21 protein-coding genes are annotated in these 26,220 nt (G+C 60.9%); 8 read left to right on the plus strand and 13 right to left on the minus strand.

Annotation, left to right across the window (positions count from 1 at the left end; all coding sequences use genetic code 11):
- Positions 1–2 precede the first annotated feature (2 nt).
- Positions 3–1,253: a lipoprotein-releasing ABC transporter permease subunit gene (locus AC19YX_RS06960; RefSeq protein WP_500605971.1), complete on the minus strand. Its 1,251-nt coding sequence runs from the start codon at positions 1,251–1,253 to the stop codon at positions 3–5.
- A 94-nt stretch (positions 1,254–1,347) separates the two neighbouring features.
- Here AC19YX_RS06960 and AC19YX_RS06965 point away from each other — a divergent pair, with 94 nt between their 5' ends.
- Positions 1,348–1,935: a PilZ domain-containing protein gene (locus AC19YX_RS06965; RefSeq protein ID WP_078471224.1), complete on the plus strand. Its 588-nt coding sequence runs from the start codon at positions 1,348–1,350 to the stop codon at positions 1,933–1,935.
- A 51-nt stretch (positions 1,936–1,986) separates the two neighbouring features.
- Positions 1,987–2,709 carry a glycerophosphodiester phosphodiesterase gene (locus tag AC19YX_RS06970; RefSeq protein ID WP_078471223.1) on the plus strand — a complete coding sequence of 241 codons (723 nt, stop codon included), beginning with the start codon at positions 1,987–1,989 and terminating at the stop codon, positions 2,707–2,709.
- A gap of 42 nt (positions 2,710–2,751) precedes the next feature.
- Here the strand turns inward: AC19YX_RS06970 and sthA are convergent, their stop codons facing one another.
- Both sthA and AC19YX_RS06980 read right to left on the minus strand, forming a co-directional pair.
- Positions 2,752–4,146, minus strand: coding sequence for a Si-specific NAD(P)(+) transhydrogenase (gene sthA, locus AC19YX_RS06975; RefSeq protein ID WP_078471222.1), 1,395 nt, complete (start codon positions 4,144–4,146; stop codon positions 2,752–2,754).
- Positions 4,147–4,347: 201 nt separating this feature from the next.
- Positions 4,348–5,325: an FAD:protein FMN transferase gene (locus AC19YX_RS06980; protein WP_500606138.1), complete on the minus strand. Its 978-nt coding sequence runs from the start codon at positions 5,323–5,325 to the stop codon at positions 4,348–4,350.
- Positions 5,326–5,663: 338 nt separating this feature from the next.
- Here AC19YX_RS06980 and AC19YX_RS06985 point away from each other — a divergent pair, with 338 nt between their 5' ends.
- Positions 5,664–6,956: an MFS transporter gene (locus AC19YX_RS06985; protein ID WP_500605972.1), complete on the plus strand. Its 1,293-nt coding sequence runs from the start codon at positions 5,664–5,666 to the stop codon at positions 6,954–6,956.
- A gap of 64 nt (positions 6,957–7,020) precedes the next feature.
- Here the strand turns inward: AC19YX_RS06985 and AC19YX_RS06990 are convergent, their stop codons facing one another.
- A complete protein-coding gene (locus tag AC19YX_RS06990; RefSeq protein ID WP_078471220.1) occupies positions 7,021–8,484 on the minus strand; it encodes a glyceraldehyde-3-phosphate dehydrogenase in 1,464 nt (487 codons plus the stop codon).
- Positions 8,485–8,823: 339 nt separating this feature from the next.
- On the opposite strand from AC19YX_RS06990, the gene mfd reads away from it, so the two are divergent.
- Genes mfd through AC19YX_RS07005 form a run of 3 tightly spaced genes read left to right on the plus strand, consistent with a single transcriptional unit; the run spans position 8,824 to position 15,552 of the window.
- On the plus strand, positions 8,824–12,273 hold the full coding sequence (gene mfd, locus AC19YX_RS06995; RefSeq protein ID WP_078471219.1) for a transcription-repair coupling factor: 3,450 nt from the start codon (positions 8,824–8,826) through the stop codon (positions 12,271–12,273).
- 10 nt (positions 12,274–12,283) lie between these two features.
- Positions 12,284–12,850 carry a CsiV family protein gene (locus tag AC19YX_RS07000; protein ID WP_201130233.1) on the plus strand — a complete coding sequence of 189 codons (567 nt, stop codon included), beginning with the start codon at positions 12,284–12,286 and terminating at the stop codon, positions 12,848–12,850.
- A gap of 11 nt (positions 12,851–12,861) precedes the next feature.
- Positions 12,862–15,552, plus strand: coding sequence for a DEAD/DEAH box helicase (locus tag AC19YX_RS07005; protein ID WP_500605973.1), 2,691 nt, complete (start codon positions 12,862–12,864; stop codon positions 15,550–15,552).
- A 44-nt stretch (positions 15,553–15,596) separates the two neighbouring features.
- Here the strand turns inward: AC19YX_RS07005 and AC19YX_RS07010 are convergent, their stop codons facing one another.
- The 3 genes from AC19YX_RS07010 to AC19YX_RS07020 form a co-directional block, all read right to left on the minus strand.
- Positions 15,597–16,340, minus strand: coding sequence for an S-methyl-5'-thioinosine phosphorylase (locus AC19YX_RS07010; protein ID WP_078471216.1), 744 nt, complete (start codon positions 16,338–16,340; stop codon positions 15,597–15,599).
- A gap of 12 nt (positions 16,341–16,352) precedes the next feature.
- Positions 16,353–17,351 carry a beta-N-acetylhexosaminidase gene (nagZ, locus tag AC19YX_RS07015; protein WP_500606139.1) on the minus strand — a complete coding sequence of 333 codons (999 nt, stop codon included), beginning with the start codon at positions 17,349–17,351 and terminating at the stop codon, positions 16,353–16,355.
- A 204-nt stretch (positions 17,352–17,555) separates the two neighbouring features.
- Positions 17,556–18,263 (minus strand): TetR/AcrR family transcriptional regulator, encoded by a 708-nt coding sequence (locus AC19YX_RS07020; protein WP_078471214.1) that lies wholly within the window; start codon positions 18,261–18,263, stop codon positions 17,556–17,558.
- Between the two features lie 252 nt (positions 18,264–18,515).
- On the opposite strand from AC19YX_RS07020, the gene lexA reads away from it, so the two are divergent.
- Entirely contained in the window at positions 18,516–19,124 is a 609-nt protein-coding gene (gene lexA / locus AC19YX_RS07025) for a transcriptional repressor LexA (protein WP_078471213.1), read from the plus strand.
- 10 nt (positions 19,125–19,134) lie between these two features.
- Entirely contained in the window at positions 19,135–19,608 is a 474-nt protein-coding gene (gene sulA / locus AC19YX_RS07030) for an SOS-induced cell division inhibitor SulA (RefSeq protein ID WP_201130231.1), read from the plus strand.
- Positions 19,609–19,714: 106 nt separating this feature from the next.
- Here sulA and AC19YX_RS07035 read toward each other — a convergent pair whose 3' ends face one another.
- The 6 genes from AC19YX_RS07035 to topA form a co-directional block, all read right to left on the minus strand.
- Positions 19,715–19,948: a hypothetical protein gene (locus tag AC19YX_RS07035; protein ID WP_078471281.1), complete on the minus strand. Its 234-nt coding sequence runs from the start codon at positions 19,946–19,948 to the stop codon at positions 19,715–19,717.
- Between the two features lie 147 nt (positions 19,949–20,095).
- Positions 20,096–20,653 (minus strand): LemA family protein, encoded by a 558-nt coding sequence (locus AC19YX_RS07040; RefSeq protein ID WP_500605974.1) that lies wholly within the window; start codon positions 20,651–20,653, stop codon positions 20,096–20,098.
- A 2-nt stretch (positions 20,654–20,655) separates the two neighbouring features.
- The gene (locus AC19YX_RS07045) at positions 20,656–21,672 is read right to left on the minus strand and encodes a hypothetical protein (protein WP_500605975.1); all 1,017 of its coding nucleotides are present in this window, start codon (positions 21,670–21,672) and stop codon (positions 20,656–20,658) included.
- A gap of 154 nt (positions 21,673–21,826) precedes the next feature.
- A complete protein-coding gene (locus AC19YX_RS07050) occupies positions 21,827–22,843 on the minus strand; it encodes a hypothetical protein (RefSeq protein ID WP_500605976.1) in 1,017 nt (338 codons plus the stop codon).
- A gap of 49 nt (positions 22,844–22,892) precedes the next feature.
- Entirely contained in the window at positions 22,893–23,417 is a 525-nt protein-coding gene (locus AC19YX_RS07055) for a DUF6586 family protein (protein WP_500605977.1), read from the minus strand.
- 156 nt (positions 23,418–23,573) lie between these two features.
- On the minus strand, positions 23,574–26,183 hold the full coding sequence (gene topA, locus AC19YX_RS07060; protein WP_078471207.1) for a type I DNA topoisomerase: 2,610 nt from the start codon (positions 26,181–26,183) through the stop codon (positions 23,574–23,576).
- Between the last annotated feature and the right edge of the window lie 37 nt (positions 26,184–26,220).

The following is a 26,220-nucleotide window of genomic DNA, read 5'->3' on the forward strand; positions in this document are numbered from 1 at the left end:
ACTCACTCATAACGTAGCGCCTCCGCAGGCTGGGTGCGCGCGGCACGCCAGGCTGGATACAGGGTGGCGAGGAAACTCAGGACCAGCGCGGCACCGCAGACCATCAACACGTCGTCGGCCATCAGTTGCGACGGCAGGTAGTCGATGAAGTAGACGTCGGCGTTGAGGAATTTGTGTCCGATCAGGCCTTCGAGGGCCGATATCGCCGCACTCACATTCAGCGCGGCGAATATCCCGACCACCGCACCGATCAATGTACCGACCACGCCGATCACCGTGCCCTGCACCATAAAGATGGCCATGATCGTGCCAGGGGTCGCGCCCAGGGTCCGCAGGATGGCGATATCGCCCTTCTTGTCGTTGACCACCATCACCAGGGTGGAAATGATGTTGAAGGCCGCCACCGCGACGATCAGCAGCAACAACAGGCCGATCATGGCTTTTTCCATGCGGATGGCCTGATACAAGTTGCCGTGGGTGCGGGTCCAGTCACGGGCGTAGTAGTGGCTTTCACCCAACTGCTGGGCGATTTCCCAGGCAGTGCGCGGCGCCTCGAACAGGTCGTCGAACTTCAAGCGCAGACCCTGGATCTGGTCCGGCTTCCAGCGGTGCAGTCGGCTCAGGTCCTCAAGGTTGGTGACCCCCAGGTAACCGTCCAGCTCGCCGGCGCCGACATGGAAAATACCGACCACGGTAAAGCGCTTCATCCGCGGGAACATCCCGGCCGGGGTCACCGTGACTTCCGGCGCGACAAAGGTCAGCTTGTCGCCCAGGCCGACGCCGAGCTTGGTCGCCGCCTTGTCGCCGATGACGATGCCAAAACTGCCGGGCGCCAGGTCGTCCAGTTTGCCCTGCTGCATGAAGTTATCGATGATCGAAACTTGCCGCTCGCGGGCCGGGTCGATGCCGTTGAGCAGCACCTTCTGCACCTGGCCGCTGTTGGTCAACAGACCCTGCATCTGGGTGAAGGGCGCAACCGCCAGCACCTTGGGGTTCTGCCGGACTTTATCCGCCAGGCCCTGCCAGTCGCTGATAGGTTCACCGGATTCGATGGTCGCGTGGGGCACCATGCCCAGCACGCGGGTACGCATCTCATGATCGAAGCCGTTCATCACCGACAGCACGACAATCATCACCACTACGCCGAGGGCGAGTCCGATCATCGAGGTCAGGGAAATGAATGACACAAAATGATTGCGTCGCTTTGCACGGGTATAACGCGTGCCAATAAATACGAAGAGAGGTCTGAACATGTCGGGGCTTGTTCGGAGGAAAAGAAGACGTCCTTGTGGCGGGGCTTGGTAAGCAGCTTTACACTCAGACCACCGCCGCTACCATGGGTTCGCCATGTCGACATTAGATGAAGAAGATCGCCGCGAATACTACCGTATCGAGGACATGATCGCACTGGAAATTAGCCCCTTGTCCGCCCATGACGCGGCGAGCAAGGAAGTGTTGCAGGATGCTTCGCCACTGTTCAATTTGCTCAGCGAATTGCACTTGAGCGAGTTCGAATCCCAGCATCTGCTGCGCCAGGTCAGCGAGCGTGATCGAACCCTGGCCAGCTACCTCAAAGTGATGAACAAGCGCATCGACCTGCTCGGCCAAGTGGTGGCACAGACCGTACTCGGCAAGTTTGGCGAACCCCAGCGAGTGAAACTGTCCGAAGGCGGCATCGAATTCGAGCATAACCTCGCCTACCCGGCCGGCAGCCACCTGGCCCTGAAGCTGTTGCTGATGCCCCAGGCCCTGGGCCTCCTGCTGCGGGCCAAGGTCACCCATTGCGAACCCCGCAGCTTCGGCAACTTCGAAATCGGCACCGAGTTCGAATCATTGACCGACGCCCAGCGCCAGCTCCTGGCGCGCTATATCCTGCAAAAACAGGCACAGGAACGCCGCCTGGCGCGCGAACAGAGCGACCCGACGCCGGATTGATCTACCTGGCAATCACCATCGAATGGAAATACTTTCCGTGAAGGAGCAATCGTGACCCTGATTTATGGCCATCGCGGCGCCAAAGGCGAAGCACCGGAAAACACCCTGACCAGCTTTCAGGAATGCCTGAAACACGGCGTACGTCGTTGCGAACTCGATCTGCACCTGTCCATGGACGGCGAGTTGATGGTGATCCACGACCCGACCCTCAAACGCACCACCGACCGTCGCGGCAAGGTGGTTGAGCACTCCGCTGCCGAACTGGTGACCTACGATGCGCGCAAGGGCGGCCCGGGCTGGGTCAACCCCTGCCCGATCCCGCGCCTGGAAGAGCTATTCGAGAAATGCGCGTTCGAGCACTGGCAGCTGGAAGTCAAAAGCGCTTCGCGTACACGGGCGGCGACCACGGTCCTGGCGATTCGCGAGATGGCGCAGCGTTTCGGCTTGCTGGACAAGGTCACCGTGACCTCGAGTTCGCGCGAAGTGCTGAAGGCCGCGGTAGAGCTGACGCCAGACCTGTCACGCGGACTGGTGGCCGAATACGCCTGGCTCGACCCGTTGAAGGTCGCACAAAGCTATGGTTGCGAGATTCTGGCGTTGAACTGGACACTCTGCACCCCCGAACGACTGCAGCGCGCGCAGCGTCAGGGGTTGCATGTGTCGGTGTGGACGGTCAACGAACCCGCGCTGATGCGCAGGCTCGCCGACTTCGGCGTAGATAGCCTGATTACAGACTTTCCCGGTTTGGCCAGCGCCACGCTCGAGAATTACTGAAATCGGTCTCCCCGGCCGGCTCAGGCCACCGGCCGGAGTCGCTCAAAAAAGCCGGTTGAGGCCGTCGTAAGCTGCTACCCGATAGGCCTCAGCCATGGTCGGGTAGTTGAACGTGGTGTTGACGAAGTACTTCAGGGTATTGAGTTCGCCCGGCTGGCTCATGATGGCCTGGCCGATGTGGACGATCTCCGACGCCTGGTAACCGAAGCAGTGCACACCCAGCACTTCCAGGGTTTCGCGGTGGAACAGGATCTTCAGCATGCCCTGCGGCTCACCGGCAATCTGCGCCCGCGCCATGCTCTTGAAGAAGGCCTTGCCCACTTCGTAAGGCACCTTGGCCTGGGTCAGTTCCTGCTCGTTCTTGCCGATCGAGCTGATCTCCGGAATGGTGTAAATCCCGGTCGGTACGTCATTCACGAAACGCCAGCTGCCGTTATCGACAATGCTGCCTGCAGCAGAACGCCCCTGGTCGTGGGCGGCACTGGCCAGGCTTGGCCAGCCGATCACGTCGCCGGCACCGTAGATGTTCGGCACGCAGGTGCGGTAGTTCTCGTCGACTTCGATCTGGCCGCGGCTGTTAACCTTGACCCCGATGTTTTCCATGCCCAGCTTGTCGGTGTTGCCGGTCCGGCCGTTGCACCAGAGCAAGGCATCGGCCTTGATCTTCTTGCCCGACTTCAAGTGCAGGATCACACCGTTGTCGAGGCCTTCGACTCGGTCGTACTCCTCGTTGTGGCGCACGGTGATGTTGTTGTTGCTGAAGTGGTAACTCAGGGCCTGGGAAATCTCGGAATCGAGGAAGCTCAGCAACTGGCCACGGTTATCCACCAGCTCCACCAGCACCCCGAGGCCGCTGAAGATCGACGCGTATTCGCAGCCGATCACCCCGGCGCCGTACACAATGAGTTTGCGCGGGGTATGGCCAAGGCTGAGGATGGTGTCGCTATCGTAGATACGCGGGTGGTGGAAATCGATATCGGCCGGGCGATACGGACGCGACCCGGTGGCGATGATGATGTGCTTGGCCACCAGCTTCTCGACCACGCCATTGGCGCACACCACTTCGATGGTCTGCTCGTCGGCAAAGCTGCCGGTGCCGAAAAACACATCGACGCGGTTACGGGCGTAGTAGCCGGTACGCGAAGCGACTTGCTTGGAAATGACCTTCTCGGCGCTTTTCAGTACGTCGGGGAACGAGAACCAGCGCGGCTCACCAATGGCCCGGAACATCGGGTTGGTGTTGAACTGCATGATCTGCCGGACCGAGTGACGCAGGGCCTTGGACGGGATGGTACCCAGGTGGGTGCAGTTACCGCCGACCTGACGACGGCTATCGACCATCGCCACTTTGCGTCCTGCTTTAGCGGCGTTCATCGCCGCACCTTCTCCAGCGGGGCCTGAACCCAGCACCACTACGTCGTAGTTGTAGACAGCCATGCGTACTCCTCAGAACAGGCCGAGACACCCTTCTGGCGCCTCCGGCTAAATCATGCCGCGGCCAGCGGCATGAAGGATCAATTTGGCTCGGTTACGAACCCGGGCACAGTCTATAGAAGCGTCAACGCCGCGCACATTAACCCTTGGTCGCGTCGTAGGCTACTTTTGCCTGCATTGCCCCGGCATCGGCACCGCGCAAGGTTACTGCTTTTTCCCAGCAAACAGGCGATCAAACGCCGGGTTGCTGCGTGTGACGAAACCTGTATCGGCGCGAATCACAAAAAATGCGGCGATATCCTGTTTTTCCGCGTACGCCCAGCCGCGCTCCGGACCCAGGATCAGCAACAGGGTCGATAAGCCATCGGCCATCAATGCCGAAGGATGAATCACCGTGACGGACGCCAGGGCATGCTCCACCGGCCGGCCGCTGCGGGCATCGAAGGTGTGGGAGTAGCGCCGCCCGTCACGCTCGAAGTAATTACGGTAATCGCCAGAGGTGGAAACGCCCTGGCCATCCACCGCGATGATGCGCTCGGCCACTTGCTGATCGTCCCGCGGCTCCTCGAGGGCGATGCGCCAGGCCGAGCCGTCAAGTTTTCTGCCGGCCGCCTTGAGCTCGCCAGTGGCCTCCGCCAGGTAGTTGTCGATACCCATGGCCTGCAATCGGGCAGCGATCCGATCGACCGCATAGCCGGCGGCGATGCTGTTGAAGTCCACTTCCACGGCTGCATCCTTGCACAACCGATCGCCTTCGATCCGCAGATGCCCATGCCCGACGCGCTGCCGAGCCAGGGCCAGCGCCTCGTCGCTCGGCACCTGCTCTGCCCGCCCCTGAGGGCCAAAGCCCCAGAGGTCGAGCAAGGGTTCGACCGTCAGGTCGAACGCACCGTCACTCTCCCTGGACAAGCGCTCTCCCACCTTGACCAACTGCAAAACCGGCTTGGGCATCGCCTGGCAACTGCCCGCGGGCAGTTGGTTGAAGCGCTCGATATCCGAATCGCTGCGGTAGGTCGACATCTGCCGGTCGACCTCGGCCAGAATCTGCTCCACCTCGGCCTGCACCGCGCCAGGCTCCGCCCCTCCGGCCGGGCGGACATACTTGATCGAGTAGGTGCTGCCCATGGTCGGGCCGCCGAAACTTTCCTGGGAGCGCCCGTCGCCACACCCGGGGAGCACCAGCACCAGCACCAGCACCCAAGGAGCAGCCCATCGTCGCCAATCATTTACCGCCAAAGACCTTCTCCAGCACAGGACCCAACCCCCATCAGCCATGAGATTTCAGGGGGCGCCATTATGACTCAGACACAGGTGCGACCATCAGCCCTATTCCATTCCCTGATAAAGCTCTAGTCCGGGGTGCACTTCCCACTCCAAGGCCAAGAGTTTTTGTTGCCTGACAGCCCTCATACACATATCGTTACAAAACTGTTCAGCGTCCAGCTTCGCGCCCCGACTTTGCAGTAAGGACGAGTAATGACCAGGGATTGCTAACAAGACAGCCAAAGTGAGTGAAAAAAATGTCCACGACCACGGGCAAAGGCAAGGCGATATTTCGCGTTGTCAGCGGCAACTTCCTTGAGATGTTCGACTTCATGGTGTACGGCTTTTACGCCACGGCCATTGCCAAGACCTTCTTCCCTACCGACAGCGCCTTCGCCTCCCTGATGCTGTCCCTGGCGACCTTTGGTGCCGGGTTCCTGATGCGTCCGCTGGGGGCGATTTTCCTCGGTGCCTACATCGACCGTCACGGCCGTAAAAAGGGTCTGGTGATCACCCTGGCGCTGATGGCTGCCGGCACCGTCCTGATTGCCTGCGTTCCCGGGTATGCCACCCTGGGCGTCGCGGCGCCCCTGATCGTGCTGTTCGGTCGCCTGCTGCAAGGCTTCTCCGCCGGTGTCGAGCTGGGCGGTGTGTCGGTGTACCTGGCGGAAATCGCCACACCGGGCCGCAAAGGCTTCTTCGTCAGCTGGCAGTCCGCGAGCCAGCAAGCGGCAGTGGTGTTCGCCGGCCTGCTGGGCGTGGGCCTGAACCACTGGCTCAGCCCCGAACAAATGGGTGACTGGGGCTGGCGCGTGCCCTTCCTGATTGGTTGCCTGATCGTGCCGGTGATATTCGTCATTCGTCGCTCCCTGGAAGAAACCCCTGAGTTCCAGGCGCGCAAACACCGCCCTACCCTGCGGGAAATCGTGCGTTCGATCGGTCAAAACTTCGGCATAGTGATCGCCGGCATGGCGCTGGTGGTGATGACCACAGTGTCGTTCTACCTGATCACCGCCTACACCCCGACCTTCGGCAAGGCCGAATTGCACCTGTCGGACTTCGACGCGCTGCTGGTAACCGTCTGCGTGGGTATTTCCAACTTCATCTGGCTGCCGGTGATGGGCGCGGTGTCCGATAAGATCGGCCGTAAACCCCTGCTGCTGGGAGCGACGATTCTGGCGATTCTCACTGCTTATCCAGCGCTGTCCTGGCTGGTGGCCAACCCGAGCTTCAGCCATCTGTTGATCGTGTTGCTCTGGCTGTCGTTCCTGTACGGCTCGTACAACGGGGCGATGGTTGTGGCACTGACCGAAATCATGCCGGTAGACGTGCGCACCACCGGCTTCTCCTTGGCCTATAGCCTTGCGACCGCGACCTTTGGCGGCTTTACTCCGGCGGCCTGTACCTACCTGATCCACGTGCTGGACAACAAGGCCGCACCGGGCATCTGGCTCAGCGCCGCAGCGGTGCTTGGCTTGATCGCCACACTGATCCTGTTCAAGGGCAACCGTCATGAACTGCGTACCGCCGAAGCGGCTATCGCCCGCTAAGGGTTAAATCCCAGGCAAAAAAAACGCCCCGACATGTCGGGGCGTTTTCATTTACCGCTGACGCTTAGCGCGGGAATGCAGGCGGGTTGACCCCAGCCATGTCTTCCATCACGCGAACCACCTGGCAGCTGTAACCAAATTCGTTGTCGTACCAGACGTACAGAACAACGCGGTTGTCTTGGCAGATGGTCGCTTCGGCATCCACTACACCCGCGTGGCGCGAGCCAACGAAGTCGGTGGAAACCACTTCCTGGGAATTGACGAAGTCGATCTGCTTATGCAGATCGGAGTGCAGCGCCATGTAGCGCAGGTACTCGTTCATCTCTTCACGGGTGGCGGCTTTCTCAAGGTTCAGGTTGAGAATGGCCATCGACACGTTAGGCGTCGGAACACGGATCGCGTTACCGGTCAGCTTGCCGGCCAGCTCAGGCAGGGCCTTGGCAGCAGCGGTAGCAGCACCGGTTTCGGTGATGACCATGTTCAGCGCGGCGCTACGACCACGGCGGTCGCCTTTGTGGAAGTTGTCGATCAGGTTCTGGTCGTTGGTGTACGAGTGAACCGTCTCAACGTGACCGTTGACGATACCGAACTTGTCGTTCACGGCTTTCAGCACCGGCACGATGGCGTTGGTGGTGCAGGAAGCGGCGGAAACGATCTTGTCGTCAGCGGTGATCTCGGCATGGTTGATACCGTGCACGATGTTCTTCAGCTTGCCTTTGCCAGGAGCGGTCAGAACCACGCGGTCGATACCCGGGCACGCCAGGTGCTGGCCCAGGCCGTCGGCGTCACGCCATACACCGGTGTTGTCCACCAGCAGGGCGTTCTTGATGCCGTACTGGGTGTAGTCCACTTCGGTCGGGTTCTTCGCGTAGATAACCTGGATCAGGTTGCCGTTGGCGGTGATGGTGTTGTTTTCTTCGTCAATGGTGATGGTGCCGTTGAACGAACCGTGTACCGAATCGCGCCGCAGCAGGCTGGCGCGTTTGGTCAGGTCGTTGTCGGCGCCTTTGCGCACCACGATGGCGCGCAGACGCAGGCCGTCGCCACCACCGGTTTTTTCGATCAGGATGCGGGCCAGCAGGCGACCGATACGACCGAAGCCGTACAGCACCACGTCAGTGCCTTTGCGCGCCGAAGCATTTTGCTGGCCAACGACGTCGGCCATTTCTTCACGCACGAACTGCTCGGCGGTGCGACCATTGCCTTCGACGCGGAATTTGAACGCCAACTTGCCCAAATCTACCGAAGCCGCGCCGAGCTTGAGCTCGCTCATGGCTTTCAACAGAGGGAATGTTTCGTGGACGGAGAGTTCGCTGTCGTCGGAGGAACGATGGCGAGCAAAGCGGTGAGCTTTGAGAATCGCGATGACAGACTGGTTGATCAGGCTGCGGCCATAGATCGAGCTCACCACATTGTTATTGCGGTACAGCTGACCGATAAGCGGAATCATCGCTTCTGCGAGTGCTTCACGGTCGATCCATTCACCAAGACACTGGTCGGGCTTCTGAGTCACGGGAACCTTCCACATGTAGGGGCTTAAAAAAGGGGCTACATTATGCCGCCCAGTCGCCCTGCGAGCAATGCGCGGTCCGCAACAAAAGCCCTTGCGCAAAAAACACGCGTCGCTCCAGCCCAGTAAATACGCGGCTTTCAGAGCACCCCTAGCGGAAAGCCCGCGGCGACTTGTCCGTAACCCTCCGAACCATACGTGCATTTTGGCACTACATATTGAGTCAAAGAGCGGCATTGTTTGTCATAACCACTACATTTCCCTCATTACGTAATAGGCACAGTCAGCAACTGACAGGCGGCACCCGGGGCCGCTACAATTACCGACTTTGTCGCAACGCTTGGAGCTCAACCTTCCGTGCCCGTTCTGCGTCTACCGCTACTCCCTGCCGCGGCAGGTAAACAGCACTGGGGCAACCTGCCCGGTGCCGCTCTGAGCCTGGCCATTGCCGAGGCTGCCAGCGCTGCCAAGCGCTTCACCCTGCTGCTGACCGCCGACAGCCAAAGCGCCGAACGCCTGGAGCAGGAGCTGAGCTTCTTCGCCCCCGATTTGCCGGTGCTGCATTTTCCCGATTGGGAAACCCTGCCCTACGACCTGTTCTCGCCGCACCAGGACATCATTTCCCAGCGCATCGCCAGCCTCTATCGGTTGCCCGAACTGGACCATGGCGTGCTGGTGGTGCCCATCACCACCGCCCTGCACCGCCTGGCGCCGACCAAGTTCCTGCTGGGCAGCAGCCTGGTGCTGGACATCGGCCAGAAGCTGGATGTCGAGCAGATGCGCACGCGCCTCGAAGCCAGTGGTTACCGCTGTGTCGACACGGTGTACGAGCACGGCGAGTTCGCGGTACGCGGCGCCCTGATCGACCTGTTCCCGATGGGCAGCAAACTGCCTTATCGCATCGACCTGTTCGACGACGAAATCGAAACCCTGCGCACCTTCGATCCGGAGAACCAGCGCTCGATCGACAAAGTGGAATCGGTGCGCCTGCTGCCGGCGCGGGAATTCCCGCTGCAAAAGGATGCCGTGACCCGCTTCAAGGCACGCTTTCGCGAGCGCTTCGATGTCGACTTCCGTCGCTGCCCGATCTTCCAGGACCTGAGCAGCGGGATCACCCCGGCCGGTATCGAGTACTACCTGCCGCTGTTCTTCGACGACACCTCGACCCTGTTCGACTACCTGCCCCAGGACACCCAGGTGTTCTCCCTGCCGGGTATCGAGCAGGCTGCGGAAAACTTCTGGAACGACGTGCGCAACCGCTACGAAGAGCGCCGCGTCGATCCGTCCCGTCCTTTATTGCCACCCGCCGAACTGTTCCTGCCTGTGGAAGACTGCTTCGCCCGCCTGAAAAACTGGCCGCGCGTCGTTGCCAGCCAGCAGGACATCGACACCGGCGTCGGCCGCGAGCGCTTCCCGGCCCAGGTCCTGCCGGACCTGGCCATCGAAGCCAAGGCTAACCAGCCGCTGGCGGCATTGGCCGGCTTCCTCGAGCAGTTCTCCGGGCGGGTGCTGTTCACCGCCGAGTCCGCCGGACGCCGCGAGGTGCTGCTGGAACTGCTCGAACGCCTGAAGCTGCGCCCGAAAACCGTCGACAGCTGGCCAGACTTCGTCGCCGGCAAGGATCGCCTGGCGATCACCATCGCCCCCTTGGACGAAGGCTTGCTCCTGGAAGATCCGGCACTGGCGCTGATCGCCGAGAGCCCGCTGTTCGGCCAGCGCGTGATGCAACGTCGGCGCCGGGAAAAACGCGCCGATGCCAACAACGATGCGGTGATCAAAAACCTCACCGAGCTGCGCGAAGGCGCGCCAGTGGTGCATATCGACCATGGGGTCGGCCGCTACCTGGGCCTGGCCACTCTGGAAATCGACAACCAGGCCGCGGAATTCCTGACCCTGGCCTATGCCGAGGGCGCCAAGCTGTATGTGCCGGTGGCCAACCTGCACCTGATCGCCCGCTACACCGGCAGCGACGACGCCCTGGCCCCGCTGCACCGCCTGGGCTCGGAAACCTGGCAGAAGGCCAAGCGCAAAGCCGCCGAACAGGTACGCGACGTGGCCGCCGAATTGCTGGACATCTATGCCCGGCGCGCCGCCCGCGAAGGTTATGCCTTCGCCGACCCGAAAGCCGACTACGCCACCTTCAGCGCCGGCTTCCCGTTCGAAGAAACCCCGGATCAGCAAACCACTATCGAAGCCGTTCGAGCCGATATGCTCGCGCCCAAGCCGATGGATCGCCTGGTGTGTGGCGACGTGGGCTTCGGCAAGACCGAAGTGGCGATGCGCGCAGCCTTTATTGCAGTCCACGGCGGTCGCCAGGTGGCGATCCTGGTGCCAACCACCCTGCTCGCCCAGCAGCACTACAACAGCTTCCGCGACCGCTTCGCCGATTGGCCGGTGACCGTGGAAGTGATGAGCCGCTTCAAGTCGGCCAAGGAAGTGAATGCCGCCATCGCCGACCTGGCCGAAGGCAAGATCGACATCGTCATCGGCACCCACAAGCTGCTGTCGGATGACGTGAAGATCAAAAACCTCGGCCTGGTGATCATCGATGAAGAGCACCGCTTCGGGGTTCGCCAGAAGGAGCAGCTCAAGGCTCTGCGCAGTGAAGTCGACATCCTGACCCTCACCGCCACACCGATCCCGCGCACGCTGAACATGGCTGTGTCGGGCATGCGCGACCTGTCGATCATCGCCACGCCGCCGGCGCGCCGGTTGTCGGTGCGCACCTTCGTCATGGAGCAGAACAAGAGCACGGTCAAGGAAGCCCTGCTGCGTGAGTTGCTGCGCGGCGGCCAGGTGTACTACCTGCACAACGATGTGAAAACCATCGAGAAGTGCGCCGCCGACCTCGCCGAACTGGTGCCGGAAGCACGGATCGCCATCGGCCACGGCCAGATGCGCGAACGCGAACTCGAACAGGTGATGAGCGACTTCTATCACAAGCGCTTCAACGTGCTGATCGCCTCGACCATCATCGAGACCGGCATCGACGTGCCCAGTGCCAACACCATCATCATCGAGCGTGCCGACAAATTCGGCCTGGCCCAGTTGCACCAGTTGCGCGGCCGGGTCGGGCGCAGTCACCACCAGGCGTATGCCTACCTGTTGACGCCACCGCGCCAGCAAATCACCCCGGACGCGGAAAAGCGCCTGGAGGCGATCGCCAACACCCAGGACCTCGGTGCCGGTTTCGTGCTGGCCACCAACGACCTGGAGATCCGTGGCGCCGGCGAACTGCTGGGCGACGGCCAGAGCGGACAGATCCAGGCCGTGGGCTTCACCCTCTACATGGAGATGCTCGAACGCGCGGTGAAGGCCATCCGCAAGGGTGAACAGCCGAACCTGGACCAACCTCTGGGCGGCGGCCCGGAAATCAACCTGCGCCTGCCGGCACTGATTCCCGAGGACTACCTGCCGGACGTGCATGCGCGGCTGATTCTGTATAAGCGCATCGCCTCGGCCACCGACGAAGACGGCCTCAAGGACTTGCAAGTCGAGATGATCGACCGCTTCGGCCTGTTGCCGGAACCGACCAAGAATCTGGTGCGCCTGACCCTGCTCAAATTGCAGGCCGAGCAACTGGGGATCAAGAAGGTCGATGGCGGGCCGCAGGGTGGCCGCATCGAGTTCGCCGCCGACACTCCGGTCGACCCGCTGGCACTGATCAAGCTGATCCAGGGCCAGCCCAAACGCTACAAGTTCGAAGGCGCTACGCTGTTTAAATTCATGGTGCCGATGGAGCGCCCGGAAGAACGCTTCAATACATTGGAGGCGCTGTTCGAGCGCCTCACTCCGAAATCTGCTTGAAGGACGCCACATGCGCCTGTTTCGCTCGCTGACCCTGCTTCTGGTCCTGGTCACTCCTGCCGTCCTGGCCGACGACCTGTACCAGGTGGAAATGATCCTGGTCCGGCAGAACGCCGAGCCGGCCATCATCAGCCGGGCAGCGCCCGAGGACTGGGCCGCCGGGGCGCAGCGCCTGTCAGCGGACAGCCAACGCACCCCGGCCCTGGGCGGTATCGTGGAGAAACTCGCCGCCAGCAGCGACTACAGCGTGCTGATGCACAAGGCCTGGCAACAGCAACTGGGCGAGAACCCGGTCAAGGTGGCCGTCAGCGACGGCCAGGAACAGTTCGGCCAGTTCCCGATCGAAGGCACCCTGGGCCTGAAGCTCGGGCGCTTTACCGATGTCGATGCCGACTTCTGGGTCAACCAGATCGATGGCAACGGCCTGGTCACCGCCAGCGAACGCCTGAAGCAGCAAAGCCACACCCGAAACGGGCAGCTCAACTACCTCGACAATGGCCACCTGGCGCTGCTGATCAAGATCACCTCACTCTCCGCACCTGCGCCACGCCAAGCGCCTGCTGAAATACCGGACTGAATCAAGTCCCCATGCCCTCGACCCTGACCAAACCCCTGGCGCCTTCGTGGGTCAGCCGTTTCAAGGAACAAGCCCTGGAGCGTGGCCGACGCTACGCCCTGGAAAACCGCGTAAGGATTGTCCAGGCCGGCGACAGCACCATCACTGCCAGCTGTGAAGGCTCCGGCGGCAACGTTTACCGCCAGACCATCCACTTGCGCGAGTCGGCCAAGGGCACCCTGCTGCTGGGCGAATCCAGCTGCAGTTGCCCGGTGCACAACCACTGCAAACACCTGGCGGCGGTGCTGCTGCAGGTCCAGGAAACCCTGGCCTACCCCGCAGCCGCCAAGGACGCCGAACTGCTGGAGAAGCTGCAGGCGGTGCTCGACAATCGCAGCCCCGCCGCCCTGCCGCAGCAGCTGCTGGACAACGTGCAGCCGGTGCCGCGCCTGTGGCTGGCGAGTGTCGAGTTCAGCGCCTTCGAGCCGCGCAACGGCAAGATGCAGCGCTATATTCAGCACCGCGCCGCCCTCTCCTTCAGTTACCTGGACGAGTACGTCAGCGGGCAGAAAAACGCTGACATCCTGATCCGCCAGGAACATCAGGTCCTGCGCATCAAGCGCCAGCCCGAGGTCGAGCAACGTCATCGGGAAACACTGCGCGGCCTGGGCTTCAAGATCGCCACTCGGCAAAGCAAGGCCCTGCCGGAAAGCGCCGGCGAACTGTTCGAGATGGTCAATGACAGCGCCTGGCTGACCTTCACCCTCAATGAGCTGCCGAAGTTGCGCAGTCAGGGCTGGGAACTGCAGATCGACGAAGATTTCGGCTTCGACCTGACCACCGTCGATGACTGGTACGCCACTGTTGAAGAGGCACCCGGTCGCGACTGGTTCGACCTGGAGCTGGGGATTATCGTCAACGGCGAACGCCTGAGCCTGCTGCCGATCCTGCTTAACCTGATGCGCTCCCACACCGAACTGCTCAACCCGGAACGCCTGGCCAAACGCCGCGACGACGAGCTGGTTCTGGTGAACATCCCCAATCGCCCCAACTCACCCCACGGCGCGCTGCAGGTGGCGCTGCCCTATGGCCGCTTGAAACCGGTGCTGGCGACCCTGGGCGAGTTTTACCTGCAAGAGCCGGGTGAAACCGCCCTGCGCCTGAACAGCGCCGATGCGATCCGCCTCAATCCGCTGGAAGAACTGCCCCTGCTGTGGGAGGGCGGTGATCACATCCGCACCTTTGCCCAGCGCCTGCGGGATATCCGCGACTATTCAGCCCCGGCCCCCGAGGGCCTGAATGCCACGCTGCGGCCCTATCAGCTGGAAGGCCTGAACTGGATGCAGTCGCTGCGGCAACTGGAAGTGGGCGGCATCCTCGCCGATGACATGGGCCTGGGCAAAACCCTGCAGACCCTGGCCCATGTCCTGAGTGAGAAAAACGCCGGGCGCCTGGATCGCCCGTGCATGGTGGTGATGCCCACCAGCCTGATCCCCAACTGGCTGGATGAGGCGGCGCATTTCACGCCGCAGCTCAAAGTCCTGGCGCTGTATGGCGCGGGGCGTAAAAAGCATTTCGAGCAACTGGCCGACTACGACCTGCTCCTGACCACCTACGCCCTGCTGCCCAAGGACATCGATCAGCTTAGCGCCGTGGCGCTGCATGTGCTGGTGCTCGATGAGGCGCAGTACATCAAGAACCCGTCGAGCAAAGCCGCCCAGGCCGCCCGCGCGCTGAACGCCCGGCAACGCCTGTGCCTGTCCGGCACGCCCCTGGAAAACCACCTGGGGGAACTGTGGTCGCTGTTCCACTTCCTGCTGCCCGGCTGGCTCGGCGACGTCAAAAGCTTCAACCGCGACTACCGAGTCCCGATCGAGAAACACGCCAGCGAAGTGCGCCTGCAACACCTGAACGGCCGGATCAAACCCTTCCTCCTGCGCCGCACCAAGGAGCAGGTCGCCACCGAACTGCCGCCCAAGACCGAGATCATTCACTGGGTCGACCTCAATGAAGCCCAGCGCGATGTGTACGAAACCATGCGCCTGGCCATGGACAAGAAGGTCCGCGACGAAATCACCCGCAAGGGCGTGGCCCGCAGCCAGATCATCATCCTTGAAGCCCTGCTCAAGCTGCGCCAGGTCTGCTGCGACCTGCGCCTGGTGAATGACACGCCACCACCAAGGGGCAGTACCTCGGGCAAGCTCGACAGCTTGATGGAAATGCTGGAAGAGCTGTTCGAGGAAGGTCGGCGAATTCTGCTGTTCTCCCAGTTCACCTCGATGCTGACCCTGATCGAGGCCGAACTGAAACGCCGCAACATCGCCTACGCCCTGCTGACCGGGCAAACCCGCGATCGGCGGACACCGGTCAGGGACTTCCAGAGCGGCAAACTGCAGATTTTCCTGATCAGCCTGAAAGCCGGCGGGGTCGGCCTGAACCTGACCGAAGCCGACACCGTGATCCACTACGACCCGTGGTGGAACCCGGCCACTGAAAACCAGGCCACCGACCGCGCCTACCGCATCGGCCAGGAGAAGCCGGTATTCGTCTACAAGATGATTGCCCGGGGCACGGTGGAGGAGAAAATCCAGCACCTGCAAAAGGAAAAGTCCGACCTGGCGGCGGGCGTGCTGGATGGGCGCAAGGCCGGGGACTGGAAACTGCAGAGCGAAGATATCGAGGCACTGTTCGCGCCCCTGCCAGACAAAAAGACCGGCCGCTGAAACAGCCTGCGCCCCCCTGAGGCACGCAGGCTCTTCGTCGCAGCTTAAGCGTTGGCCGCCAACACCCGGGCCAAGGTTGATTTCACCTTGCCCATGCCGTCATGCAGCGCCTGCTCGATCTCGGCCATGGTAATCACCGCGGTGGACTTGCCAGCCGCCGGGTTGACCACCAGCGCCAGACAGGCGTAATCCAGCTCCAGCTCACGGGCCAACGCCGCTTCAGGCATGCCGGTCATGCCAACGATGTCGCAGCCATCACGCTCCAGGCGCGCGATCTCGGCCACGGTCTCCAGGCGCGGGCCCTGGGTGCAGGCATACACGCCATGGCTGCTGTAGGCGGCGCCTTCAGCGGCCAACGCGGCAATCAACTGCTGGCGCAGCGGCTCACTGTAGGGGTAGCTGAAGTCGATATGGGTGACCTGCTCCAGATCATCCGCAAAGTAGGTGTGTTGGCGCCCGCTGGTGTAGTCGATCAGTTGGTGCGGCACACAGAAGTGCCCGGTACCCATTGCCGAATGAATGCCACCCACCGCGTTGACCGCCAGGATCGCTTCGGCCCCGGCCTGCTTCAAGGCCCAGAGGTTGGCCCGGTAGTTCACCTGATGCGGCGGCAAGCGGTGCGGGTGACCGTGGCGCGCCAGGAACAGCACTTCACGGCCGGCATACTCGCCGATCTGGATCTCGGCCGAAGGCGCGCCATAGGGCGTGTCCAGCGGCAACGACTGGCGAATGCTCAAGCCTTCGAGCTGAGTCAGGCCGGTACCACCGATAATCGCGTAAACCGTCATTGTGAAAAGTCCTTAATCGATCAGTTGGGCATCTTTGAGCGCGCCAAGCGCAGTCAGCCAGCGCGGGTTCTGGCGATATTCGGTGCTGGCAACGGCCTGCCCGCGCATCCGCACAATCCGGGCCGAGGGCTTGACCTTGAGCCGCTGGGCAGCACTGAGGGCCAGCTCGGCGGCAGCACGGTCGTTGCACACCAGCCCCATGTCACACCCGGCCGACAGCGCCGCCTCGATCCGGCTCGCCGCATCGCCGACCACGTGGGCGCCTGCCATCGACAGGTCGTCGCTGAAGATCACGCCATCGAACTGCAATTCGCCGCGCAGGATGTCCTGCAACCAGCGCCGGGAGAAGCCGGCGGGCTGGGGGTCTACCTGTGGATAGATCACGTGGGCCGGCATGACTGCGGCGAGCTGCCTGCTCAGGCGGGCGAAGGGAACCAGGTCCTTGGCGCGAATCTCGTCGAGGCTGCGCTCGTCATTGGGTATTGCCACATGGGAATCCGCCTCGGCCCAACCGTGCCCGGGGAAATGCTTGCCGGTAGCCGCCATGCCCGCGCTGTTCATCCCGCGGATAAAGGCGCCGGCCAGCAGCGCAGCACGCTCTGGATCGCCCTCAAAGGAACGGCTGCCGACCACCGCACTGCGCTGATAGTCGAGGTCCAGCACCGGGGCGAAACTCAGGTCCAGCCCGACCGCCAGCACTTCTGTGGCCATGATCCAGCCACACTGCTCGGCCAGGTACTCGGCATTCGGGTTGTCGGCAATGGCGCGCATGGCCGGCAGCCGCACGAACCCCTGGCGCAGGCGCTGCACACGGCCGCCCTCCTGGTCCACAGCCAGCAACAGGTCGGGGCGAATGGCACGAATGGCTGCGCTCAACTCGCGCACCTGGCGTGGATGTTCGATGTTACGGGCAAAAATGATCAGGCCGCCCACTTCGGGCTGGCGCAGAAGTTGGCGATCTTCGGCCGTCAGCCAGGTACCGGCGACGTCCACCATCAAGGAGCCTTGCAGGCCAGCGCTCATAGAAAATCCTTAGTAACCCGGTGCATGCCCGGCGCCGAACATCGTGCCGGCAAGACGCGGGCACAGCAACGGCTTGCCACGAATACAACCCGGCAAACCGCAGTCGGCGAAGAGAGTGAAAAGAGGTGTAAAACCAGAGTCGGCATGGGCGGCTAGCTTAGCGGATGTAAGCTGCCGCGCCCACCCGTGCGATCAGGCCTTGGCGACTGCCGGGGCCGATTTGCTGCGCGGCTTCAACTGTGCGCTGGCCATGGCGTCATCGGTGACGCCGGTTTCGGCGCGCATCCCGGCCGCGAGGAACGGCACCATCAGGCGCATCACCTGCTCGATCGAGGTATTGACCCCGAAATCGGTCTCGGCAATGGCCCGCAACGCCTTGATCCCGGACATGCTGAATGCCGCAGCACCGAGCATGAAGTGCACGCGCCAGAACAATTCGATGGGAGGAATACGCGGAGCCGCTTCGTTGACCAGCAACATGTAGCGGCGAAAGACCTTGCCGTACATATCTTCCAGATAACGCCGCAAGTGACCCTGGCTCTGACTGAAGGCCAGCCCCAGCAAACGCATGAAGATCGACAGGTCGTTACCGCTGCGTGGTTGCACCACCAGCGCCTGCTCGACGAGGATTTCCAGCAGTTCTTCGAGGCTTGGCTTGTTGTCCGGCTTGGACTGGCGACGTTCGAGCTCTCGATCGAGGCTCGCGCAGAACGGCCCCAGGAAGCGTGAAAACACTGCCTGGATCAGGGCCTTTTTTGAACCGAAATGATAATTCACCGCCGCCAGGTTGACCCCGGCCTTGCTGGTGATCAGCCGCAATGAAGTCTCGGCAAAACCTTTCTCCGCGAACAACTGTTCCGCAGCATCAAGAATGCGTTCAACGGTTTCCGACTGGGCCATGACTACTCCGCCTGACAAACACTTGTTTGAAACATACGTTTCAGCCCTTGTATTGTCAAGCCTGCCGGTCCGTTTTGCGGCCGGCCAGTCAGCTATTTAATCACACCTGCAGCCCGCTGTAGCCAGCCTCGCCCGGCAAGGCCCCGCCACCCCCACGGTGACCGCCCGGCGGCAGCGGAAAAAAGGAGGATTGCCAAGTACGATTCACTGTATATAATCCCAGTCACTGTATAAAAAGACAGAGCGATCGAGATGATAAAACTGACGCCACGCCAAGCTGAAATTCTGGCCTTTATCAAACGCTGCCTTGACGACAACGGCTATCCGCCAACCCGTGCGGAAATCGCCCAGGAGCTCGGCTTCAAATCGCCCAACGCCGCCGAGGAACACCTCAAGGCCCTGGCCCGCAAGGGCGCGATCGAGATGACCCCAGGCGCCTCTCGCGGCATCCGGATCCCCGGCTTCGAAGCCAAGAATGACGACTCCACCCTACCGATCATCGGTCGTGTTGCGGCCGGCGCGCCGATTCTTGCCCAGCAGCACATTGAAGAGTCCTGCAACATCAACCCGACCTTCTTTCACCCCCGTGCCGACTACCTGCTGCGCGTCAACGGCATGAGCATGAAAGACATCGGCATTTTCGACGGTGACCTGCTTGCCGTTCACACCACTCGCGAGGCCCGTAACGGCCAGATCGTGGTGGCGCGCATCGGTGATGAGGTCACGGTAAAACGCTTCAAGCGTGAAGGCAGCAAAGTCTTCCTGATTGCCGAAAACCCTGAGTTTGCCCCCATCGAAGTCAACCTGAAAGATCAGGAACTGGTGATCGAAGGCTTGAGTGTCGGCGTGATTCGCCGCTAAAGGAGGCTTTATGCAGTTCCCACACGCACCACAGCAAACACAACTGCCACTGTTCGAAGCATTCATGATGCAGCCCCTGGCACCGCTGCTCAACGAAGTAGTCGAGACGCCCTGGAATAACGATCCGGAAGTTTTCAGTGAACTGTCGTTACGCGGTGCGGCGGGGAGCTGCCTGAGCTTGCTGGCCCCAATCCTGAGGGATCTGAGCGAAGAGCAGGACGCACGCTGGCTGACCCTGATCGCTCCACCCTCCAGCCTGACCCAGGCCTGGTTGCGAGATGCCGGGCTCAATCGCGAGCGGATCCTACTGCTGCAGCCAAGGGGCTCGCAAAGTGCTCAACAACTGACCTGCGAGGCACTGCGCCTGGGCCGTAGCCATACCGTGGTCAGTTGGCTCAACCCGCTGAGCAGCAACGCCAAGCAGCAGTTGATCAGCGCCGCGCGCACGGGTGATGCGCAGAGCCTGAATATCCGCCTGGGCTAGTTGAGAGGGGTCTCGACCCGTAGTCGTTCAAATGACACAGGGCTTCTCCAGGATTGAGAAGCCGATATAAAGCGACGAATAACCGCTGAAAAACCGACAAACGGACTCAGTGAAGAACCCGCGGCCCATCTTCCTTCTCGATTTCGCCTTCAACCAGACGTCCAGCCATCTGTACGCCGACGCTCAACATGGCTTTTGCCACTTCCACGTGCTGACCTTGCAAAAAGGCTTTGGCATCCTCGGAGAAATCCAAAGTAACCAGAGAACCCTCGTCCTCAGCTCTGCGCAGCTCGATACGGCCGTCTGGCAACTCGACAATTTCTAGAAAGGACGTTGGCATAAAGGTCTGTTCTCCACGAAAGGGCGCGATTATATCAGTCATCGCCCCCGCCCCGCTCAGGATCTTGCGTATGGGGCGCGAGAGCCTCCACCCTGGCCCCACACATCAAACCTCTAGCCGAGCCGACAGCGCAGCATGCCAGGGCCTTCAGAAATTGGGTTTGTATTCAAAACCTGCCGAGGCCTGGCTGTCGGAGAACGGAGTGATCAGCGACTTCTTCAGGGTCAGTTGATTGACCACGGAACCAGGGAACAACTGAATGGTGTTATTGAAATTCTCCACACTCAGGTTGAACAGCGTAATAGCGCCACCGATATTGCTCTCCTGCTCGGCAACCTCGCGCATCAAGTTGTTCAACAAGCCCGCGGACTTGAGATCCGGGTACGCCTCAAACGCCAGGTTCAATCCCCCCATCAGCGCCTTGGTGCCCTGATCCACCGACTTCAGCGCATCGCCATCCGCTACCGATGGCAAGCTGGTGATGGCCGTGCGCAGCCCGACTATCTTCTCCAGCAACTGACTTTCGTACTCCTGAAAACCAGCCACCTGCGGCTCTAGCACATCCAGCACCTTGATCTTCTGCCGCTCATAGGTCAGCACATCCGACCAGGCGCGCTGCACGCGGTTATAGGCACTGACGATCTTGTTGTAGTGCACATAGGCCAGGACTCCCACGGCAACCGCGATGATCAACAACAATTCCATACTTACCGCTCCATTTCATCAGTGGCTTTCAAGGCAGGCTCGAAATTATTGTCATGCAACTCTGCCAGCTCGTGCACCAACGCCAGGACTGGGAACAGACCCGGCAGTTCCAGTCCTTGTTTGATATTGGCGTAGAAGGCCGGCAGGTCTTTTAGCGTCCCAGGGTCCTTGTAGGCCATGACCTCGGGATTATCGAAACTCAGGCACAGGTGGCCTTGATCGGAAAATTCCAGATTCACATTCGTCAGCCGTCGGGAAAGGTTGAGCAAGAACGCCATGGTGGTAGGCGTCGCGAATTTCGCGCAAGCCAACTCGCTCTCGCCGCTCAGACTGAACACTCGATTGAATTCATCGGACGTAGTGTCGAACCCCTTGAGCTTGGTTCTTTTTTTATTCGAAGGATGGGTGCGCGCCTTCACACCTTTGACCCAGGGAAAATCCACCACCAGGCTGTAGCGATCAAAACCGGTATAGATCCTCTCGGTCTTGCCGTCAGAGTCGGTTTTATCGCGGGAATTCACGTAATACAGGTGGTGAAAAACAAAGGACAGCTGGTGCAGCGTCCCCTGATAGACACCTTTGGCCGAGTCCTTAATGCGGCGGCTGTCATTGCCGCGGTCATAGTCATCGAACTCTTCGCTCAATCGCTGGAAACGCTCATCGGCGGAACCGCCCGGATCGCGCAGGCCGTTACTGAGAAAGGAGCACTTGCGGGCTATTTTCTTCGGCAGATCATCAATGACATTGGCGCGGCTCATCCAGGTATACAGGCTGGCAAACCCCAGGCATCCGGTGGCAAACCACATCCAGATCACGCCCGCCATGGCCGGTATCGCCGAAACGATGGCCAGCAGCAGCAACACCAAAGGCAGAGCATGATCGAACGTCAGCCCCCCCTTGAACGACTTGAGGTTATCGATGATTTGCAACAGGTCGTCATTGGACCTGGCGCGTGCGACCTCTGAGTCACTGCGCTCCAGGAGCCGGACCAACTCAGCATCATGTTTCAGAAACTGCATCACTCTTCCTTGATCAATCTGCTGGATTCAGAACTTTCTGTAGATAGCGCAGGCCTGATGGCCGGTTTCCACGAAAGGTCGGAATTGTACCAGCCATGGCCGGTCGCTCTTTCGGGTTTTTCAGGTGAGGGAACCACGCCAAAGCCTGCGCAGGTTACAGCGCCACTTTCTTGGTGACGGCCAAAAGATGATCAAGCGGATGGTCGTGCAACTCCGCCAACCGATGCATGCGCTCCAGTGCCGGATTAAGCCCCGGCAACGCGATGCCCTCGATCATCCGCTGGCGAAACGCCGCCAGGTCACTGAGCGGCCCCGGATCGGCATGGGCAAAGACTTCTGCATTATCAAAGCTCAGGCAGAGCCGGCCCTCACTGTAGAACTCCAGATTCACCTTGTTCAAAAGCCGTGATAAGTCCAACAGCAGGCTCAGGGTCGCGGGCGTGGCGAAGCTTTCGAAACGGACCTGATCACTGCTTCGCAGCAGAAAAGTGCGATCGAATTCGTCGCAGTCGGTTTTGAAGCGCTGACCCGCCAAGGGCATTTCCAGAGGGTCGGACTGGACCGAAATCCCCTTCAACCAGGGAAACTCCAGCACCAGGCTATAGCGATCGAAGCTTTTATAGGCCGTCCTGTAGCCGCTGGCGCCCCGCTCACTGACGGCGTTTACGTAAAGCAGATGGTGATACTCGAACGCCAGCGAATGGCGGGTGCCTTGGTAGACACCCTGGGCCGAGGCCACAATATGACGCCGCTCATTACCGCGCCGGTAATCACCAAACTGGCTGTCGAGCTTCGTCAGGCACCAGTCAGCACTGCTGTCCGGTTCGCTCAAGCCATTGCTGAACAGCGCACACTTGCAGGCGATACTCGCCGACAGCTCCGTCAGCGAACCAGAGAGGCCTTTCTTCACGTAGTAGCTGAAAATACAACACGCCACGGCCACCCAGACCATGCCACCCATGCCGTCCATCAACAGCGCAACGACCAGCGAAGCAAAGGCCACTACCAGCAGCAGTATTGACTGCGCGTGATCAAACTCCAGCTCACCGGGGAAGACTTCAAGCCTGTCCAGCACGTCTAACAGGTCGGCCGTGGACTGGGCCCGAGTGACCCGTACCCGGCAGTCTTGCAACAGTCGATTCAACGCGTGATCACGCAAGAAAAACAACATGATTCATCCTTGATCTCACCCCTGAGCGCGGATCAATCCGCGCTCGGCCTCAGCATTCGTTCAAGCCATCGCGAAAGCGAATCGCCAGGGCCTTGAGGTTCTGCCGCCAGCTTTCCAGTTCGTCCCGGCTCAACTCATCCACCGGCTCTTCTTCATCCAGGCTGACAGCCACAATCAACGGCTGGGTAACGTCGCCCTTGGGCTTGTGCGGGGCGCGCGGCGGCTGGAACAGCGCGGCATGAGCCGCCAGCAGCTTCGCCAGCCAGGTTTCGCGGTTTTGCGCCAACTCGACCAACTCAGCGAGTTCGGGGATCGCAAGGCTGTCCAGCACCTCACGGGTCAGAATCAATTCCGCACGGGCTGCATTGGCCTGGGGCAAGCGATAGAACCCCGCAATCTCATGACACAGCCCCAGCAACGCACCGTACAAGTGAAACAGCACCGACTCGCGACCGGCCTGTATCAGCGCCTGGGCGTTCATCGCCCGCCCTTCCTCGGCTCTGGCCAACGCTTCGAGGGACAAGCCGGCGAAGTAAATTTTCTGATTGGTACGGGTATAGAGTTCGTGGGCCATGACGGCAGCCTCCACAACGGAAAGAAAACAGCGAGCTGGTCGCACAGTGTCGTGGATCATTCCCGCCAACCGCAAGCCAAAAGAAAGGCCGCGTAGCCCTTGAGAGCGCACGCGGCCTGTCTTCAGCACCCGGAAATGAACCCGGGCATCACCCTATCAACGCTTGTCTTCGACCTTCCATTTGCCGCCGTCGTAGAACGCTTTCCAGCCGGTAGGCTTGCCGTCCACCTCGGTCTGCACGTACTGCTCCTTGGTCTTGCGACTGTAACGGATCACCGCTGGACGACCGTCCGGATCCTTCTGCGGTGCATCACAGAGGAAATGGTACTTCGGATCGATCTCGTCCTTGTGCGGCAGGATCTCGATCACCAGCGGCGCACGGGTTTCGCGGTTTTTCGGGAACTGGCTGGCAGCCAGGAACAGTCCCGAAGCGCCGTCACGCAGGATGTAGGTGTCGTTGACCTTTTCGCATTTCAGCTCAGGCATCTTCACCGGGTCCATCTTCGGCGGCGCCGCGTCACCGCTTTTCAGCAGCTTGCGGGTGTTTTTGCAGGTCGGGTTGGTGCAACCGAAGAACTTGCCGAAACGGCCGGTCTTGAGTTGCATCTCGCTGCCGCACTTGTCGCATTCCAGGCTCGGGCCTTCATAACCCTTGATCCGGTAGCTGCCTTCCTCGATCTCGTAACCGGCGCAATCCGGGTTGTTACCGCAGATGTGCAGCTTGCGCTTCTCATCCAGCAGGTAGGCGTCCATCGCGGTGCTGCAGATCGGGCAACGGTGCTTGCCGCGCAGTACCAGGGATTCGGATTCACCCTCGTCATCCGCGGCAATTTCATCACCCGGTACCAGGTTCACGGTGGCCTTGCAACGCTCTTTCGGCGGCAGGCTGTAGCCCGAGCAACCGAGGAACACACCAGTAGAGGCAGTGCGGATCTGCATCGGCCGGCCGCAGGTCAGGCACGGAATATCGGTCATCACTGGCTGATTGGCACGCATGCCGCTTTCAGCGCTTTCGGCTACTTCGAGTTTCTTCTTGAAGTCGCCGTAGAACTCGTCCAGCACGCTTTTCCAGTCGCGCTCGCCCTGCGCCACGTCATCGAGGTTCTCTTCCATGCCGGCGGTAAAGCCGTAGTCCATAAGGTTGGAGAAGCTTTCTGAAAGACGCTCGGTAACGATGTCGCCCATTTTTTCCGAATAGAAACGACGGTTATGCAGCGCCACGTAGCCGCGGTCCTGAATCGTCGAAATGATCGCCGCGTAGGTCGAAGGACGACCGATACCGCGTTTTTCCATTTCCTTGACCAGGCTGGCTTCGGAGTAGCGCGCCGGCGGCTTGGTGAAGTGCTGGCTCGGATCGAGCTTGATCAGCTTGAGCACATCGCCCTGAGCCATGTCCGGCAATACATCGTCATCGCCCGGCTTGCTGATTTGCGGCATGACGCGGGTGTAACCGTCGAACTTCAGGATGCGGCCCTTGGCCCGCAGCTCGAAGTCTCCAGCGGCGACGCTGACGGTGGTCGAGAGGTATTGCGCCGGCAGCATCTGGCAAGCCAGGAATTGGCGCCAGATCAGCTCGTAGAGCCGCTCAGCGTCACGTTCCATGCCCGACAGCTTGCTTGGTTCGGTGTTGGCATCGGAAGGACGAATCGCTTCGTGAGCCTCTTGTGCGCCTTCCTTGCTGCTGTAGACGTTCGGGGTTTCCGGCAGGTATTTTTTGCCGAACTCACCTTCAATATAAGTACGCGCCATCGCCACGGCATCGGCCGAAAGGTTGGTCGAGTCGGTACGCATATACGTGATGTAGCCCGCTTCATACAGACGCTGGGCCATCATCATGGTTTTCTTCACCCCGAAGCCCAGGCGGTTGCTCGCGGCCTGCTGCAGGGTGGAGGTGATGAACGGCGCCGAAGGCTTGCTACTGGTCGGCTTGTCTTCACGCTTGACGATGCTGTAGCTGGAAGCCTTGAGCTTCTCCAGCGCGGCCATGGCCTGGGCTTCATTGAGCGGCTTGAAGGCCTCGCCGTTTTCACGGGCCACATCAAAACGCACCTTGGCGCCCTTGGCTGTACCGAGGTCGGCATGGACTTCCCAGTACTCTTCCGGGTTGAACGCACGAATCTCGCGCTCACGCTCCACCACCAGCTTCACGGCTACCGACTGCACGCGACCGGCGGACAGGCCACGAGCGATCTTGGCCCACAGCAGCGGCGACACCATGTAGCCCACGACACGGTCGAGGAAACGCCGCGCCTGCTGGGCGTTGACACGATCGATGTCCAGCTCGCCCGGCTTGGAAAAGGCTTCCTGAATCGCCTTCTTGGTAATTTCGTTGAACACCACGCGCTTGTAGCGGCTGTCGTCACCACCGATGGCTTCCCGCAGGTGCCAGGCAATAGCCTCCCCTTCGCGGTCCAAGTCGGTTGCGAGATAGATGGTGTCAGCATCCTTGGCGAGCCGGCGCAGCTCTTCGATGACCTTTTCCTTGCCAGGAAGGATCTCGTACTTGGCTTTCCAGCCGTGTTCCGGATCGACACCCATGCGCGAGACCAGCTGCTTGCGCGCCTTTTCTTTAGGCGACAAGGCCGGAGCTTCGCCTGCAGCGGCCTTGCCACGCTTGGCAGGCTCCTTGGCGGCGCTCGCCGAACCGCTGGTGGGCAGGTCTCGGATATGGCCGATACTCGACTTCACCACGTATTGGTTACCCAAGTACTTGTTGATGGTCTTGGCCTTAGCCGGGGATTCCACAATGACCAGCGATTTGCCCATGGATCAGAAAATTCCTGAATTCGAGAAGAGAAAGGCG

This window comes from Pseudomonas sp. MF09150 (genome assembly GCF_059862355.1).